Genomic DNA, 14,762 nt, shown 5'->3' with positions numbered 1-14,762 from the left:
AGTAGGCCCTGACCCGTGGCAACCTGGATCACCACCCCCGCCGAGCTGGATGCGTACTTCCAGCAGCGCCCGACCCGCATCGGCCTGGACACCGAATTCATCCGTGAACGCACCTTCTGGCCGCAGCTGGCGCTGGTGCAGATGGCCGTCGGCCAGGACATCCTGCTGATCGACCCGCTGATTCCGGGCATGCCCGAGGCGCTGGCGCCGTGGCTGGCCGATGAATCGATCATCAAGGTGATGCACAGCGCCAGCGAAGACCTGGTCGCCTTCAAGTGGGCCTGCGGCGTACTGCCACGGCCGCTGTTCGACACCCAGATCGGCGCCTCGCTGGCCGGCATCGGCGGTGGCATGGGCTACCAGAAGCTGGTGGCGGAAATCACCGGCGTCGCACTGGCAAAGGGTGAGACCCGCTCGGACTGGATGCGCCGACCGCTGTCGGAGTCGCAGCTGCAGTACGCCGCCGACGACGTCGAACACCTGTTCGCACTGCACGACGCCATCGATGCCAGGCTGCAGGCGCTGGGTCGCCAGCAGTGGCTGCGTGACGACGGCGAGCGCCTGCTGGCCAGCGTTGCCAATGACGAGGACCGCTGGCCCCACCTGTCGATGCGCTCGGCACAGTTCCTCGACGCCGCCGCACAGCATCGCCTGTTGCGCCTGCTGCGCTGGCGCGATGTGCAGGCGCGCAGCAGCGACCGCCCACGCAGCTGGATCCTGGACAACGAACTGGCCGCCACGCTGGCACGCACGCCACCGGCCGATGCCGCCGCGCTGGGCCAGCTGTTCGAGCAGTTCCCGAAGGCACCGCGCAAGCTCGCTGGCGCCGTGTGGCAGGCGCTGGAGACGCCGCTGGCCGATGAGGCCGACGCCCCGCTGGCGCTGCCGGCCAACGACAGCAACAAGCAAGCGCTGAAGAAGCTGCAGGATGCCGTGGCCGAACGCAGCCGCGAGCTGGGACTGCCGGATGGCATCCTTGCCTCGCGCAAGCACCTGGAAAGCTATCTGGAACGTCGCCAATGGCCCGCCGCACTGGCCGGCTGGCGCCAGCAGGAACTGGAGTCACGCCTGCAGGCGCTGCTGCCGGCACGCTGACACTGCGGGCGCCGGCACTGCGCCGGCGCCCGCAACACACAGAATGAGCATCTGCCACGCTTGCCGACGCGAGCGCGGGACTGTCCAATAGCGTCCCCGCCAATGTTGGATTGCATCAGATGACAAATGGAGTTGCGAAGGACGGCCTCTCCGCCGAGGACCTGGCGTGGCGCACAGGGGCGCGCGCTGCCTTGCAGGCGAAGCGCTACTCCGAACTGGACGCGCAGCTGGCGCCGCACGAACAAGCCTGGCTGGGCGGCGAACGGCCACTCCCCGGCATCCGCTGGCGCCTGCGCAACCTGCAGGATCCCACCCTGACCCTGGATGAGCGCCTGCAGCAGGCACAGCAGTGGGTCGCCGCCGCCCCCCACAGCTACTACGCCCATCTGCGCCTCGGTGCCTGCTGGGAAGAAGCGGCCGGTGCCCTGCGCAGCGCCGATGTGGCCGCGCTGGTGGAAGACAGCCAATGGCTGGCGGCGCAGCTGGCCCGCGATCATGCCGTGCATGCCTACCTGCAGGCGATTCCGCTGTCGCCACGACCTGCGTTGGCGCTGGATGGCATCAAGCGCATCACCAGCTACCTGCGCGAACCGAACTGGCTGCGTGCGCTGCAGGCCGGGGAGCCCGCCGCATCCGATGACGCCGCGCTGGCCGAGCACTACCCTCAAGCCTGGCCACAGGCATTGCAGCTGCTGTCGCGCTTCGGTGCGCCGTTGCAGACGCTGCCGGATACGCTGCCCCCGTTGCTGCGCGAGCGCAGCCAGGACGATTTCGACGCACCGCTGGCGTACTGGATGCGCCTGGTGCTGGAGCAGCGCCCGGACGATCTGGCCACGCTGGAAGACACCCTGTACTTCCTGTACCCGCGCTGGGGCGGCAGCCATGAGGCGATGGAAAACTTCATCGAGGGTGGCTGGTGCCGTGGCCTGGAACTGGCGCAGAGCAACGCGCTGCGGTGGCACAAGGAGCAGGACTGGATGGGCGATCTGCCCCAACGCGAGGATGCCGACGCCGTGGCCGCGCACGAGCGCGCATACGCGCAGATCCTCGACTGGCACCTGGACCGCAACCTGCGCGCGCAGGTGCTGGCCCAGCGTGCCGGGCTGCGCTACCGGCTTGGCCGCGTTGAAGACATCGAAGACGTCGTGCAGTGGGATCCGCACCACATGCAGGCCGTGCTTGAAGATCTGCAGCAGGCATGGGCACTGGACCGCGATGTGGTCCTGCATGAGGGGCTCAGCAACCTCGAGGCCTGCACCTGGTTCGCCCATGTCGACGGTGCCGAAGCACTGTTCGCACAGGTGGTGGACTATGCCGCGCGCGAAGGCGATTCGGCGATCGGCCTGCTCTGGGCCGCTACCGCCATCGAGCATGGCCTGCTCGGCCAGGCCAGCGACCCGACGCGCGCCAGTATCCTGCTGCAGCGCGCGTTGAAGCTTGCGCAGCAGGACAACACCTCGGCGGTGACGTTCGCCGCCAACCTGTTCTGTGATGTTTCGCAGGCCGCGGGCCTGTCACTGCTGCAGCGCATGGCTGAAACCGGTGACGCTGGTGCGATGTCGGCGCTGTGCGACCTGTACAAGGGCCGCCTCGGTGGCCGCGACCAACCGCAGTTCGCCGATGCGGAAAAGGCCGCCTACTGGCAGGAGCGTGCGGTGGAAGGCGGCGACCTGATCGCCACCTACAACCTGGCCGTGCGCCTCGTCGCCGCAGGCGGCGCGGAGAATGAAGCGCGTGCGCGCGAGCTGTACCTGCGCTGCCTGGATGAGGCCGAGGCCGGCGAGCGGGTGTGGGGCCCGACCTGCCGCAACCTGGCCTGCCTGGCGCTGGATGGCCAGAATGACGCGCACAAACGCGAAGCGGTCGAGCGCGCATTGATTCCGCTGTGGTGGCGCGGTGACGACGACGACAAGCTGTGGGCATCAGGCTACCTGGCCGACATCTACCACGTCGGCAACGGCGTCCCGGCCAATGCATTCCTCGCCCTGACCTGGCTGCAGCGTGCCAGCGAGATCGATCCGGAGTATGTGGACGTGGTGCGCATGGCGCCGCTGATCAACGGCGAGGGTCGCTGGTTCGGTGCCAGCCGCGCACGCAAGCAGCAGGAACAGGACCGCCAGCAGGTGGACAGCGCCACCTGGGCCCTGACCTTCGGCCAGCGCAGCCAGGACAGCAACCTCACTGCGGTCTGAACCAACGAAAAGGGCGGCCCGGTAATCCGGGCCGCCCTTTTCATTCCAGCAGCGCGATGGCGGGACGACCCGCCACCGCGACAGCGCATTACCAGTTCATGTTCAGCGAGACACCCACGGTGCGCGGCTCGTTGTAGACCGCGGCCATGTAGTTCTCGATCACACCCTTGAGGTTCTTCTCGTTGGTGATGTTGCGCGCGAACAGCGCCACTTCGTAGGCACCGTAGTTGCCCGAGTAGCCGATCTTCAGGCCACCCTCGAAGTCACCCTTGGAGTTGAACTCCTTGCTGTCGTACAGCACGAAGCTGGTGTAGCCCTGCTTGTTCCAGTCGGTGGAGACGAACATGGTGCCGGCATCGCTGACCGGGAAGTCATAGCGGGCGGCCAGGTTGACGTTGTACTTCGGCGCGTTCGGCAGCGGGTTGCCGTCGATCTGGGCGAAGGTGTTGGCACCGACCTTGATGGTCGGGTCATTCACCGTGCACACCACCTGGCCGTTGAGGCCGCAGACCTGCGCATACACGCGCTTGTCCTTGATCTCGCTGTGCAGCAGGCTCAGGCCGGCGCTCAGGGTCAGGTTCGGGATCGGGCGCAGCTCCATGTCGGCTTCGAAACCGTAGGCCTTGGCCTTGTCGGCGTTGAACAGCACGCCGTTGCCGTCCGAATCGTTGCCGTTGAGCTGGATGTCGTTGACGGTGTAGGTGAACGCGGTGGCGTTCAGGCGCAGGCGGTTGTCCCACAGGCTGCTCTTCACGCCCGCTTCCCAGGACAGGATGGTCTCGGAATCGGCGGTGGTGAAATCGGCATTGAACACCGCCGAACGGCCCTGGATGGTCGGGCCGCGGAAGCCGCGTGCGACCTTGGCGTAGACGCTCACGTCCGGCGTGATCTGGTACATCGCGCTCAGATCCCAGCTCGGGGTGGTATCGGACATCTTGACGTCGGTGCGGCCCTTGTAAGTGACCACGCCGGCGGCGGTATCAGCGGTCTTCAGCAGACGGGTGTGCTTCTCGTCCTTGGTCTGGCGCAGGCCGGCGGTAACGGTGAACTTGTCGGTGAAGGCGTAGCTGATCTGGCCGAAACCGGCCCACGAGGTGTTCTTGTTGCGCAGGCGCACCCAGTTGTTCGGGTTGCGGGCCGCGCCCTGCAGGAACCACGCGCGCTGGTAGAAGTCGGTGGTGTCGCTGCCGTTGAAGTAGAACGCACCGGCCTGCCACTGCAGCGCGCTGTCGTCATGGCTGGCCAGGCGGAACTCCTGGGTCCACTGGTCCAGGTCGCGGATGCGGCCCATCGACTGGCCGTAGCCGTTCGGCACGCCGTTGACCGGGAAGTTCACCGCTGCACCGCCGTCGGTGTCGCCGCGGCTGTAGCCGGAGGTGGTTTCGTAGGCGGTGATCGAGGTGAAGTCGATCGCGCCGAAGTCGTAACGCGCCTTCACCGAACCACCGTAGGTCTTGTAGGCCTGCGGGTTGTTGTCGGCTTCGTCGTAGGCGACCTTGTCGCGCGGCACGTCGGTCTTGTTCGAGCCCTTGGTCAGCGCACCGCGCAGGAACAGGGTCGAGGTGCCTTCGTAATCACGGGCGTGGGCCGAGGCCAGGATCGAGAACTGGTCGCTCGGGGTCAGCAGCAGCTGCGCACGCACGTTGCGGTCATCGAAGCCGCCCATGGCGTTCTTCTTCGGGCTGACCGTGCCGTCGGCGCTCGGGCCCTTGTAGGTGTTGTCGACGTAGTCATCGCGGTGCTGGTACAGGGCCGACACGCGGAACGAGGCGATGTCGTTGATCGGGCCGCCGAAGCCGCCGTCGATCGACACGCTGTTGTAGGTCGCATAGCTGGCGCTGACGCGGCCGGTGTAGTCCTGGGTCGGCTTCAGGGTATCGAACTTGATGATGCCGGCGGTGGTGTTGCGTCCGAACAGCGAGCCCTGCGGGCCGCGCAGCACTTCCACCTGGTCCACGTCATAGACCGGGTTGGACTTCAGCACCACGTGTTCCAGCACCACGTCGTCCTGGATGATCGACACCGGCTGCGAGGCACCCAGGTAGAAATCGATGTTGCCCAGGCCGCGGATGTAGAAGCGCGGGAAGATGCGGCCGGTGGTGGTTTCCGCATACAGGCTCGGCACGCGGCCGGACAGTGCCAGCAGGGTGTCGTCGCCGCCGGCGGTGAAGTCGCGCATGCGCTCGCCCTGCACCACGCCGACCGAGACCGGCACTTCCTGCAGGTTCTGCTCGCGGTGTTCGGCGGTCACGGTGATCGTGTCCAGGCCGGTCGGGGTCGGCGCGCTATCCTGCGCGGCGGCACCGAAGCTGCCGACCAGGGCCAGGCCAGCACAGGCCAGGGCCAGCGGGTGGCGGCGGAAGGAAACGAAGGAAGACGACATACCCGACAGGCGGCGGGAATCGGAATGGGAGGGCATGAAATGCTCTGAGGAGGCGTCCGTGCGGCCTGCGCGAGCCGGGCGGCAAAAAGGAGGATAACTGCGCAAGCCGCCATTATCCCCCAAATTGTTACGATTTCGTTGCGCAGCACCCAAACCCGGCGAAACAAGCGGTTTCGGCACAGTCAGCCTGCACCGCCTGGGGTCAGATCCGTTTCCCAAGGGGAAACGGATCTGACCCCGGATCTCAGGGCAACGGGGTCAGCGCGATATCGACCATCGCCAGCAGTCGCTCGCGGCTGATGCCGTCGCGGGCCTGCACCGAGATGCCGTGCAGCACCGTGGCGAAGTGATCGCCCAGCGCCTGCACCGCCACATCGCCGGCCAGCTGCCCTTCGGACTGCGCCTGCTGCAGGCGCGCGATGATCGCCGCCGTACGCTGGCGACGATGGCTGGCCAACCAGTCCCGTACGCCCTCGCCATCGGGCGAGACGCTGCTGGCCGAAGACACCACCAGGCAACCGTGCGGCCGCCCACGCCGGGTGTAGGTCAACACGGCGTCACGCAGCATGGACCCGATCGCCTCGCGCAGCGTTGCCTGCTCCAGCGCGCGCGGCGCGAAGCCGCCCTCGCCGTCCTCGTACAGCGCAACGGCTTCGCGGAACAACTGCTCCTTGCTGCCGAACGCGGCGTAGATGCGTGCAGAGGCGATGCCCAGTGCCTCGACCAGTGCCGACATCGACGTGCCTTCATAACCGTGCTGCCAGAACAGCAGCATCGCCTTGCGCAACGCCTGGTCCCTGTCGAATTCGCGCGGTCGCCCTGCCATCTGCCTGCCTGCTCCAGTGAGGCGCGCAGTGTAACGCGGGTGTTGACCGCCGCGAGGGTCGCGCCTATTCTTTGTTGATCGACAAACAATTGGAGAAACACATGCAGACCCTCAAGGGCCCCAGCCTGCACCTGGCGCAGTTCGCCGGCGACCAGGCCCCGTTCAACAGCCTCGCCGGCATTGCCGCGTGGGCCGCCGGCCATGGCTTCAAGGCCTTGCAGATTCCCGCGTGGGATGCACGCCTGTTCGACCTGGCCACCGCCGCCGACAGCCAGGACTACTGCGATGACATCCGCGGCACACTGGCCGAGCACGGCCTGCAGGTCAGCGAACTGACCACCCACATCCTCGGCCAGCTGGTGGCCGTGCATCCGGCCTACGACGAACTCTGCGATGGCTTCGCCCCGGAAGCACTGCGCGGCAATCCGAGGGCGCGAAGCGAATGGGCGCAGCAGCAGCTGCACCTGGCCGCCCGTGCCTCGCGACGGCTCGGCCTGCAGGACATGGGCACCTTCTCCGGCTCGTTCGCTTGGCCGTACCTGTTCCCGTTCCCGCAGCGCCCGCCGGGCCTGATCGACGCGGCGTTCGACGAACTGGCACGACGCTGGCGGCCGATCCTCGATACCTGCGAGGACAACGGCATCAACCTCTGCTATGAGATCCATCCCAGCGAAGACCTGCATGACGGCACCAGCTTCGAGCGCTTCTTCGAACGCGTCGGCCAGCACGAGCGCTGCCGAATCCTGTTCGATCCCAGCCACTTCGTCCTGCAGCAGCTGGACTACCTGGAGTACCTGGACATCTATCACCCGCTGATCCGCATGTTCCACGTCAAGGATGCGGAGTTCCGCCCCAGCGGCCGCCAGGGCATCTATGGCGGCTATGCCGACTGGACCGAACGGGCCGGTCGCTTCCGCTCGCTGGGCGACGGCCAGGTCGATTTCAAGTCGATCTTCTCCAAGCTGGCCCAGTACGACTACCAGGGGTGGGCGACGCTGGAGTGGGAGTGCTGCCTGAAGGACCAGGAAGCCGGTGCACGCGAAGGCGCTGCATTCATCCGCGACCACATCATTCCGGTCACCGACAAGATCTTCGACGACTTCGCCGGTGCACCGATCAGCACCGCGCAGATGCAGCACATGCTCGGCATCGCCTGAGCCCCCACGGAGCACTCCCCCATGACCACTTCTCTTTCCGCTGGCACTGCCGGCGACGCTTCGCTGCGCCACCACTACCTGCGCATCGACGGCCAGCGCGTGCATTGCGTGTCCGCCGGCCACGGTGAACCGGTGCTGCTGATTCCCGGCTGGCCGCAGACCTGGTACGCCTGGCGCCACGTGCTGCACGCGCTGGCCGAAGCCGGTTTCGAAGCCATCGCCGTCGACCCGCCCGGCATCGGCGAATCCGACCGCCCCGCCCATGGCTACGACACCGGCAGCGCCGCTGCCGTCCTGCACCAGACCATGCTGGCGCTGGGCCACGATCGCTACCAGGTGGTCGGCCATGACATCGGCATGTGGATCGCCTATGCACTGGCCAGCGACCAACCGCAGGCGGTGCGCCAGCTGGCCGTCACCGAAGCGGTGATTCCCGGTCTGGCCCCGGAACCGGGCATCTTTGCCGCACCGGCCGACAACATCTTCCTCTGGCACTTCATGTTCAACCAGGTGGCCGACCTGCCCGAGGCACTGATCAGTGGCCGCGAGCGCGCCTACCTGGAATTCATGTTCGATCGCTGGTCGTACCGCCGCGATGCGGTGGCCGCCGACACCTACATTGCCGCCTACAGCCGTCCGGGCGCATTGCGCGCAGGTTTCGCCTGGTATCGCGCGATTCCGGAGACGATCCGCCAGAACAAGCAGCGTGCGCAGCGCCGCCTGCCAATGCCGGTACTGGCCATCGGCGCCGAACACGCCACTGGCGATGCGCCGATGCTGACCCTGCAACCGCATGCCGATGATGTGCGCGGCAGCATCGTGCCGGGCTGCGGCCACTTCATCATGGAAGAAGCGCCGCAGGCGTTCCTTGCACAGCTGCTGCCGTTCCTGCAGGAGGCACGCCATGCTGCTTGAACCGGCGCTGCAGGAGTTCGTCGACGCCGTCGCCGCCCATGCGCTGCCGGAAGACCTGCGCGAACTGCGGGTGATCAGCGAAAGCGCGCTGCCACAGTTGCAGGGAGCACCACAGGCCGTCGCACACGTGATCGAGCACACGGTAATCGCGCGCGACGGGCATGCGTTGGAGCTGCGTTTCTACACGCCGGAAGGGCTGCCCGATGGACCGGTACCGGCTCTGCTGTTCGCCCACGGTGGCGGCTGGTTCCAGTGCTCGCTGGCGGTCTATGACGGCCCCTGCCGTGCGCTGGCCAATGCCAGCGGCTGCGTGATTGTCGCCGTCGGCTACCGGCTGGCGCCGGAGCACCCATTCCCGGTTCCACTGCATGACGTCGCCGACGCCTGGCAGTGGTTGCAGGCCAATGCGGATCGCCTCGGCCTGGACCCACAGCGCCTGGCAATCGGTGGCGACAGCGCCGGTGGCAACCTCGCAGCCGCCTGCTGCCTGCTGCTGCGCGAACGGGGCCTGCCGCAACCGTGCCACCAGTTGCTGCTGTACCCGGCGCTGGATGCTGGCATGGGCAGCGATTCCTACCGGGACTACGCCACGGGCTATTACCTCAGCGCTAAACTGATGCAGCGCTGCTGGCAGGCCTATCTGGGTGGTCTGGCCCAACCGCCGGCGCTGGCCTCGCCCGCCCACGCAACCGACCTGCAGGGGCTGGCACCAGCCACCATCCTCAGCTGCGAGCACGACCCGCTACGCGACGAGGCCGAGCAGTACGCAGGGCGGCTGCAGGCGGCAGGTATCGACTGCACGCTGGAACGCCTGCCCGGGATGATCCACGCCTGCATCCACCTGCGCACGGTCAGTTCCAGCACTGACGCAGCGGTTCAGCGCGCGGGCGCCTTGCTGCGCCGGGCCCTGCACTGAACCGGATTGGGACGGTGGCAGGCCTTGTGCCGCCGCCGTCCCGGCCCGGCGCTTGGCAAGCCCGGCAGGCAGCGCTACACTGAAACCCTGCCGTGGGGCCATAGCTCAGCTGGGAGAGCGCGTCGTTCGCAATGACGAGGTCAGGAGTTCGATCCTCCTTGGCTCCACCACCATTCAGAAGAACCCGTAGATCTCCGTGATCTGCGGGTTTTTTCTTTTCAGCGCCCACGGTTCAGGCCGGATCCAGGCCCCCGTCCTTGCGCTGCGGGCTGCGCGAATGCGCATCACGCACCTGTTCATCACGCTGCGCTGGCCTGCGCTTCGCCACGTCATCCTGCTTCCGGTCCTGACGGCTTTCCTGCACGCCCTGCTTCGGGTCGCCCTGGTCTTTCTCGCGCTCACTCATCCATCGCTCCTTCGCCGGCGGGGCGCCGACGCTAGCCCTACCCTAGAGATCGCCGGGTAATCTGCAGGTCGGTCCTACGCCAACAGCGTGTGCAGCTGCAATCCTGATTTCGCCGATGCCCCCCCCCACTCAGGTACGGGTGATCGACACCCCACCCTCCACGCGCATCGCGCTGCCGGTAACGAAACTGCTTTCATCGCTGGCCAGGAACAACGCGGCATTGGCGATCTCTTGCGGCTCGGCGAGGCGCTTGAGTGCGTGCAGCGAGCGCACGAAGTCGCGGGCATCGCCGGTCGGTGCGGCCTGCCGGCCCATTTCGGTATCGGTGCCACCGGGCAGCAGTACGTTGCTGCGCACGCCGCGCGCACCGTATTCGGCAGCGATCACCTGACTCAGTCCGATCAGCCCGGCCTTGCTCGACGCATAGGCTGCCATGCCCGGGAATCCCACGGTGTGGCCGACGAAGGTCCCGACGAACACCAGCGAGCCGCCGCCACGCGCAATCAGTGCCGGCAACTGTGCGCGTGCGGCATGGAAAGCGGCATCCAGATTGGTGGCCATCACCTCGCGCCAGGCGTCCAGCGGGAACTCCGCGGCCGGTACACCGGGGCCGAGCATGCCGGCATTGTTGAGCGCGACATCCAGGCCGCCGAAGGACTGCTGGGCCAGATCGACCAGCGCCTGCGCCGTGCCTGGGTCGGCCACGTCGGCAGCATGCACTACCACTTCCCCACCGGCGGCGCGGATCTGTTCGGCCAGCGCCTGTAGCGGTTCCAGCCGCCGTGCATTGAGCACCAGCTTTGCCCCTTCGGCGGCGAAGCGCAGCGCGCTGGCGCGGCCGATGCCGGCGCTGGCTCCGGTGATGAGGGCGATCTTGTTGTTCAGGCGCATGATCGTGGTACCGGTGGTGAAGTGGCCGCCACGATGCCGCGCCTTCGGCCCGTCAACACTCCGTTTCCGGGCCTCACAGATGGGTGCAGGAAACGGAGTTTCCGCAGGACCGGCACGTGCCAGAATCCGGCCATGGACAGCACCGCCTCCCCCACGATCGACGCCCGCATCGAACGGGTCTGCCGCCACCTGCAGGCCAGCCTCGACGAACCCTCGCTGCAGGAACTGGCCGATATCGCTGGCTGCAGCCCGACGCGCCTGCATCGCCTGTTCAAGCAGGCCACCGGGCTGACCCCCAAGCAGTACGCGGCCGCGCTGCGCGCTGACCGCCTGCGCACCGGGCTGGAACAACAGGAACGCATCACCGACGCCTTCCACGATGCTGGCTTCGGTTCCAGTGGACGCTTCTACGAGAACGCACCGAAGTTGCTGGGCATGACGCCCAAGCAATGGCGCGCAGGGGGGCGCGGCGAAGTCATCCACTTCGCGCTTGCCGAAAGCTCACTGGGCAGCGTGCTGGTGGCCAGCAGCGGGACCGGCGTGGTCGCGATCCTGCTCGGCGACGATCCGGAGACACTGCTGCAGTCATTGCAGCAACGCTTCCGCCAGGCCGAACTGGTCGGCGCCGACCAGGGCTATGAGCAACTGGTGGCACAGGTGGTAGGCCTGGTCGAGGATCCTTCGCGAGGCGCCACGCTGCCGCTGGATATCCGCGGCACCGCGTTCCAGCAACGGGTGTGGCAGGCGCTGCAGCAGATCCCACGTGGGCAGACCGCCTCGTATGCGGATATCGCCGCGCGCATCGGCGCGCCGCGCTCCAGCCGTGCCGTAGCACGTGCCTGTGCAAGCAACCCGCTGGCGGTGGCCGTGCCCTGCCACCGCGTGGTACGCCGCGATGGCGATCTCTCCGGTTATGCGTGGGGCGTAGCGCGCAAGCGCGAACTGCTGCGCCGGGAAAAGGCCTCGACTGCCTGACGTGGGTGCCGACCTTGGTCGGCACGCCCAGCTTCCGGTAGGTGCCGACCTTGGTCGGCACGCCACCAAGCCCTCAATCCAGCTTCACCACCAGCTTGCCGAAGTTGTGCCCCTTCAGCAGCCCGAAGAACGCCTCCGGCGCCTTCTCCAGCCCTTCCACCACATCCTCGCGGTACTGGACGCGGCCTTCGCGCAGCCATCGCGGCATCTCGCGTTCGAAGTCCGGCCACAGGTGGTTGAAGTCGTGCACGATGAAACCACGCACGGTCAGGCGCTGGCGCAGGATCTGGCTGAACAATGCCGGCAGGCGATCAGGGCCGGGCTGCTCGACGCCCCGCTCGTTGTAGGTGGCGATGGTGCCGCAGACCGGAATGCGGGCGAAGTCATTGAGCAGCGGCAGCACCGCATCCAGCACATGCCCGCCGACATTCTCGAAGTACACATCGATGCCCGCAGGCACCGCTGCGCGCAGCTGCGCGGCGAAATCAGCGGCGCGATGATCCAGCGCCACGTCCACCCCCAGCGTCTGCAGATAGGCGCGCTTGGCTTCGCCACCGGCGATGGCGACCACGCGCGCGCCCTGCAGCTTGGCCAGCTGCGCCACAGTCGCGCCGACCGGCCCGGTCGCGGCGGCCACCACCAGCGTCTCGCCTGGCTTCAGGCGGGCGATTTCATGCAGGCTGGAATAGGCCGTGAAACCGGGCATGCCATACACGCCCAGCGCCGTACTCAGCGGCAGTCCGGCCGGATCCAGGCGGCGTCCCAGCGCCTTGGCCGACAGCACCGCGCGGGTCTGCCAGCCACCCGGCGCCAGCACCAGCTCACCTGCGGTTACGCCCTCGGCCTTGGATTGCAGCACCTCGGCCACGGTCTGTCCTTCCATCACCGCGCCCACCGCCACCGGCGCGGCGTACGACGGGCCCTCGTCCATGCGTCCACGCATGTAGGGGTCCAACGACAGGTAGCGGTTGCGCAGCAGCACTTCGCCATCCGCCAATGCCGGCAGCGCAGCCTGTTCCAGGCGAAAGTTGGCCGCGCTTGGCGCTCCCTGCGGACGCGACGCAAGCACGATGCGGGAGGTGGTCGAGGGATCGGACATGGCCAGGTCTCTGCTGTTGCCAGCATCAGGAAAGGACTGCCGACACTACGCCGCGACGATCCCCGATGGCGGCCACGAAAACAGCGTTCCATTGCCCGGACCCGCGCGGGTCCGGCGCAGCCCCTGCCCTTGCAGCATTCGCGCCTGCGGCGACCCGCTGATTTCCACGGCAGACGATGATCGATTGGCCACGCCCGCCCCACAACGGAGGATCAAGCACTTGCGAGCGCGCAGACGGCAATGTGAAGAAATCTTGGCGAAACGCTTGCCGAAGACTGCCGACCTCCGTAATATACGCCTCCTTGGCAGCGACCTCGCTGCTACGAAACATGTGGCCGAGTAGCTCAGTTGGTAGAGCAGGGGATTGAAAATCCCCGTGTCGGCGGTTCGATTCCGTCTTCGGCCACCACTTTCGAAGGCCTGCAGAAATGCGGGTCTTTTTTTCCGGAAACCGGGTTTGATCACGGTTGCCACACAATTTGGCCGAGTAGCTCAGTTGGTAGAGCAGGGGATTGAAAATCCCCGTGTCGGCGGTTCGATTCCGTCTTCGGCCACCATCTTCAGAGACCTGCAGAAATGCAGGTCTTTTTTTTGTTCGCACTCCGCGCAAGCGGCGGCCACACCACCCGGTTGACGAAACATTTACACCGGCATGTGCAGCGGCACCTACGCTCCAGACTCCTGCCTGGAGCCTGCCGATGCCTCTGCGCCCCGCCCTGCTCGCCTGCCTGCTGCTGGCCGTCTTTCCGGTGATCGCCGCCGAACCGGTGCGTGCAGTCGACACGCTGGACATCGACCGCTATGCAGGCCAGTGGCACGAGATCGCGCACCTGCCGGTGTCGTTCCAGAAGCAGTGTGTCGGCGAGATCACCGCCAACTACGGGCTGCGCCGCGATGGCCGCATCAGTGTCACCAATGCCTGCCGCAACGGCGATGGCGAACGCGTGGTTGCTGAAGGCGTGGCGCGCCCGGTTGCCGGCCATCCCGGCCAGTTGCAGGTGCGCTTCGTGCCGGACTGGCTGAGCTGGGTGCCACTGGTCTGGGCCGACTACTGGGTTCTGGCACTGGACCCGGACTACCAATGGGCGCTGGTCGGTGAACCGGACCGCAAGTACCTGTGGATTCTCTCGCGCCTGCCGGAAATGGATCGCGCCCGGTTCGAACAGCTGAAAGAAAAAGCCGAAGCCATGGGCTACGACCTCGGACCACTGCGCCTGATGGCTCCGTTGCGCGATACGGCCACCGATTGAACCGCGCCGCAATCCGGCGCACCACGCGCGCTCGATCCGGCGCCGCGCACGCCCGTCCGCCATCTTCACGCGCTACCCTCTGCGACGGGGCGCCACAGGCGCTCCAAACAACCATACGCCGTAGTATGCTTATCCAACGCACCCCTCCAGAGGACCTGCGCCCATGCTCCACCGCTTCCGTATCGCCTTGATCGTCCTGTGCACCCTCGCCCTTGTTGCCTGCAACAACGGCATCGTCAAGCGTGTTTCGGAACCGGCGGCCAGCCTGCAGCAGCTGACCGTGCGCGCCGACGGCAACTGGACCGTGGCCCTGCGCCTGCAGAACTACAGTTCCATGCCGATGACCTTCGATGATGTCGCGCTGGTGCTGACTGTCGGCGACAGCGAAGCCGGCGCCCTGATGGCCAAGCCCGGCATCTCCATCGGCGGCACCTCCGCCGACGTCATCAATGTCGACCTCGTGCCCAGCTCGGCCGCACGCCTGGTGGTGGCCGACGCGCTGGCCGGCAACCGCACCCTGGCCTATGGCCTGAAGGGAACGGTGGCGGCCACGCCGCAGGAAAAGAAGCAGCGCAGCTTCGACATCAGCAGCCGCAGCACCCTCAACCAGGCCCCCGGCCTGCCCGGCGTACTGCGCTGAACCCGCCTTTCGTCGCG

13 protein-coding genes and 3 tRNA genes are annotated in these 14,762 nt (G+C 66.9%); 11 read left to right on the top strand and 5 right to left on the bottom strand.

Annotated features, from left to right (window positions below; all coding sequences use genetic code 11):
• Positions 1–15: 15 nt before the first annotated feature.
• Together rnd and VPH47_RS06410 are read left to right on the top strand one after the other, a co-directional pair.
• Complete coding sequence (gene rnd, locus VPH47_RS06415) at positions 16–1,095, top strand: ribonuclease D (protein WP_368850345.1); 1,080 nt, start codon at positions 16–18, stop codon at positions 1,093–1,095.
• A gap of 119 nt (positions 1,096–1,214) precedes the next feature.
• Positions 1,215–3,287, top strand: coding sequence for a DUF4034 domain-containing protein (locus tag VPH47_RS06410; protein WP_368850344.1), 2,073 nt, complete (start codon positions 1,215–1,217; stop codon positions 3,285–3,287).
• A gap of 88 nt (positions 3,288–3,375) precedes the next feature.
• Here VPH47_RS06410 and VPH47_RS06405 read toward each other — a convergent pair whose 3' ends face one another.
• Together VPH47_RS06405 and VPH47_RS06400 are read right to left on the bottom strand one after the other, a co-directional pair.
• Positions 3,376–5,706, bottom strand: coding sequence for a TonB-dependent receptor (locus tag VPH47_RS06405; RefSeq protein ID WP_014037894.1), 2,331 nt, complete (start codon positions 5,704–5,706; stop codon positions 3,376–3,378).
• 208 nt (positions 5,707–5,914) lie between these two features.
• On the bottom strand, positions 5,915–6,496 hold the full coding sequence (locus VPH47_RS06400) for a TetR/AcrR family transcriptional regulator (protein WP_110712947.1): 582 nt from the start codon (positions 6,494–6,496) through the stop codon (positions 5,915–5,917).
• A 101-nt stretch (positions 6,497–6,597) separates the two neighbouring features.
• Here VPH47_RS06400 and VPH47_RS06395 point away from each other — a divergent pair, with 101 nt between their 5' ends.
• The 4 genes from VPH47_RS06395 (at position 6,598) to VPH47_RS06380 (ending at position 9,654) form a co-directional block, all read left to right on the top strand.
• Complete coding sequence (locus tag VPH47_RS06395) at positions 6,598–7,653, top strand: sugar phosphate isomerase/epimerase (RefSeq protein ID WP_153855917.1); 1,056 nt, start codon at positions 6,598–6,600, stop codon at positions 7,651–7,653.
• Positions 7,654–7,674: 21 nt separating this feature from the next.
• Positions 7,675–8,568, top strand: a complete 894-nt coding sequence (locus tag VPH47_RS06390) for an alpha/beta fold hydrolase (protein WP_368850343.1) — start codon at positions 7,675–7,677, stop codon at positions 8,566–8,568.
• The gene (locus tag VPH47_RS06385) at positions 8,558–9,484 is read left to right on the top strand and encodes an alpha/beta hydrolase (RefSeq protein ID WP_368850342.1); all 927 of its coding nucleotides are present in this window, start codon (positions 8,558–8,560) and stop codon (positions 9,482–9,484) included. The genes VPH47_RS06390 and VPH47_RS06385 overlap by 11 nt, the downstream gene beginning before the upstream one ends.
• A gap of 94 nt (positions 9,485–9,578) precedes the next feature.
• Positions 9,579–9,654, top strand: a tRNA-Ala gene (locus tag VPH47_RS06380).
• Between the two features lie 62 nt (positions 9,655–9,716).
• Here the strand turns inward: VPH47_RS06380 and VPH47_RS06375 are convergent.
• Positions 9,717–9,890, bottom strand: coding sequence for a hypothetical protein (locus tag VPH47_RS06375; protein WP_368850341.1), 174 nt, complete (start codon positions 9,888–9,890; stop codon positions 9,717–9,719).
• A 129-nt stretch (positions 9,891–10,019) separates the two neighbouring features.
• Positions 10,020–10,781, bottom strand: a complete 762-nt coding sequence (locus VPH47_RS06370; protein ID WP_368850340.1) for an SDR family oxidoreductase — start codon at positions 10,779–10,781, stop codon at positions 10,020–10,022.
• A 132-nt stretch (positions 10,782–10,913) separates the two neighbouring features.
• Here VPH47_RS06370 and VPH47_RS06365 point away from each other — a divergent pair, with 132 nt between their 5' ends.
• Positions 10,914–11,756 carry a bifunctional transcriptional activator/DNA repair enzyme AdaA gene (locus tag VPH47_RS06365; RefSeq protein ID WP_368850339.1) on the top strand — a complete coding sequence of 281 codons (843 nt, stop codon included), beginning with the start codon at positions 10,914–10,916 and terminating at the stop codon, positions 11,754–11,756.
• Between the two features lie 73 nt (positions 11,757–11,829).
• Here VPH47_RS06365 and VPH47_RS06360 read toward each other — a convergent pair whose 3' ends face one another.
• Positions 11,830–12,855, bottom strand: coding sequence for an NADP-dependent oxidoreductase (locus VPH47_RS06360; RefSeq protein ID WP_368850338.1), 1,026 nt, complete (start codon positions 12,853–12,855; stop codon positions 11,830–11,832).
• A 333-nt stretch (positions 12,856–13,188) separates the two neighbouring features.
• On the opposite strand from VPH47_RS06360, the gene VPH47_RS06355 reads away from it, so the two are divergent.
• From VPH47_RS06355 to VPH47_RS06340, 4 genes are all read left to right on the top strand, one after another.
• Positions 13,189–13,264 (top strand) — tRNA-Phe (locus VPH47_RS06355).
• Between the two features lie 72 nt (positions 13,265–13,336).
• Positions 13,337–13,412: transfer RNA gene (locus VPH47_RS06350), tRNA-Phe, on the top strand.
• A 141-nt stretch (positions 13,413–13,553) separates the two neighbouring features.
• Entirely contained in the window at positions 13,554–14,105 is a 552-nt protein-coding gene (locus tag VPH47_RS06345; protein ID WP_153855911.1) for a lipocalin family protein, read from the top strand.
• Between the two features lie 163 nt (positions 14,106–14,268).
• The gene (locus VPH47_RS06340; protein WP_368850337.1) at positions 14,269–14,745 is read left to right on the top strand and encodes an LEA type 2 family protein; all 477 of its coding nucleotides are present in this window, start codon (positions 14,269–14,271) and stop codon (positions 14,743–14,745) included.
• Positions 14,746–14,762 lie beyond the last annotated feature (17 nt).

Source organism: Stenotrophomonas sp. WED208, assembly GCF_040984485.1.
Taxonomy (GTDB): domain Bacteria; phylum Pseudomonadota; class Gammaproteobacteria; order Xanthomonadales; family Xanthomonadaceae; genus Stenotrophomonas; species Stenotrophomonas riyadhensis.
This window is presented reverse-complemented; position numbering and strand designations above follow the sequence as displayed.